1 protein-coding gene is annotated in these 1,822 nt (G+C 60.9%); it reads left to right on the plus strand.

Features of this window, described 5'->3' with window-relative positions:
- Positions 1–66: 66 nt before the first annotated feature.
- Positions 67–1,740 (plus strand): transposase, encoded by a 1,674-nt coding sequence (locus MOV76_RS39015; RefSeq protein ID WP_247266579.1) that lies wholly within the window; start codon positions 67–69, stop codon positions 1,738–1,740.
- Positions 1,741–1,822 lie beyond the last annotated feature (82 nt).

Raw genomic sequence — 1,822 nt, forward strand, 5'->3', positions numbered from 1 at the left:
GTAACTGGAGCAGATCTGGTGGCAGAAGGGATTCCTGTTTTTTGTGAATCATGATTCACTTCCTTTATGACGAAGCGCCGCCTCCCCATGGTCGAGCATGCCGATACGCTGTCGCTGAAGGCGCTGCGCGAATTGGTGACGGGACTTGTAGCGCGGGCCGATCGGGCAGAAATCCGGATCGAGAAGCTTGAGGCTGACAACCGAAAGCTTCGAGAAGAAAACGACCTGCTCAGGGTAGAGAACACGCGGCTGAAGGTCGACAACCAGCTTCTGCGCGATGAGATTGCGCGGCTTAAAAACCTGCCGCCGCGCCCACCCTTCAGGCCGTCGGGCATGGAACAGGCAACGAGTGACAAAACGGTTGCCGGCAGCCGAAAGCCTGCGCGGCGTCGCGGGCCGAAAGGCGACAAGGGCAGCGTCACGCGCGAAGAGGTGCTGCCTGCCAACGCACCACCCGGATCGCGCTTCAAGGGCTACAAGGATTGCGTGGTGCGGGATCTGGTCGTGCGGGCCGAAGTGGTGCGCTATCGCCGCGAATGCTGGGTGGCTCCGGATGGACGCACGATCGTCGCGCCGCTGCCTGCGGGGATAAAGGGCGGCTACGGCGCCAGTCTGCGTCGCTTCTGCCTGATGCTTCATAGCCATGGGCAGGTGACGACGCAGCGATTGACGACCTTGCTGAACGATGTCGGTGTCGAGATTTCCAAACGCCAGGTCATCCGGTTTTTGACAGAGCGGCTGGACGGCTTTCATGCCGAGGATGCTGCCGTGCTGCATGCGGGCCTGGTCTCGGCTCCCTTTGTCACGGTTGACGACACTGGCGCCCGTCATGCCAATCGCAATTTCCATACGACACAGATCGGAGGCGAACATTTCACTGCCTTCCGCACGGCGCCGTCGAAGTCGCGGCTGAACTTTCTGGCCCTGCTGCGCGGCAACTATCAGGACTATGTTCTCAACGATGCCGCCTTCACCTTTCTGCAAGACCGTCAGGTCGACCCCGCCCTTCTGGCGCGGTTGAACACACGCCAACCGCGGCGGTTTGCCAATCAGGTTCCGTTTCTCGAGTATCTGGCCGCCAATGGTATCGACATCTTCGACAAAGAAATAATCCGCCCGTTTGCCGAGGCCGGCATCTGGGGCGCCATCCGCCATCATGGTCTGGTCGGCAATGCGGTGATTGTCTCCGACGATGCCGGACAGTTCCGCGTCGGCACCCATGCGCTGTGCTGGGTCCACGCCGAACGGTTGCTGCACAAACTGATGCCGGCGACACCCGGCCAAGTACGGCATGTCGAAACCCTGCGGGATCTCATCTGGCGCTTTTACAAGGCCCTGAAAGCCTATCAGCGAAGACCTGATCCGCGTGCAGCCCGGAGCCTTCAGGCCCGGTTCGATCGGATTTTCTCGCTGCGCACCGGTTATGGCGACCTCGACAAACTGCTGTTTCGACTGAGACGCCGCAAGGCAGAACTGCTGCGGGTTCTCGAGCGGCCTGAAACCCCGCTCCATACCAATGCGTCGGAAAGAGATCTGCGCGGATTTGTCATCAAGCGAAAGATTTCCGGCGGCACGGTCAGTCGCAACGGTCGGCAGGCGCGTGACAGCATGCTCGGCCTGATGAAGACCTGCCAAAAGCTCGGCCTGTCGTTCTGGCACTATCTCGGCGATCGGCTGGGGATCAGTGACGAAGATCATGCTGTTGCACCCCTCGCCTCCCTGGTTGCAGCTCGCGCCTGAACGCTCTCGGCCCTTCGAGCACCCTGCTCGGCGTCAGACATGCTGAGTGTGTCGGCACGGCCACCAAATCAGCCCCGCTTAC

The organism is Rhizobium sp. PRIMUS64 (assembly GCF_023006465.1).
GTDB classification, from domain to species: domain Bacteria; phylum Pseudomonadota; class Alphaproteobacteria; order Rhizobiales; family Rhizobiaceae; genus Rhizobium; species Rhizobium leguminosarum.

Bases quoted from the DNA above. Each gene is read 5' to 3' on its own strand.
- MOV76_RS39015 (WP_247266579.1), top strand. From the start codon at position 67: ATGACGAAGCGCCGCCTCCCCATGGTCGAGCATGCCGATACGCTGTCG.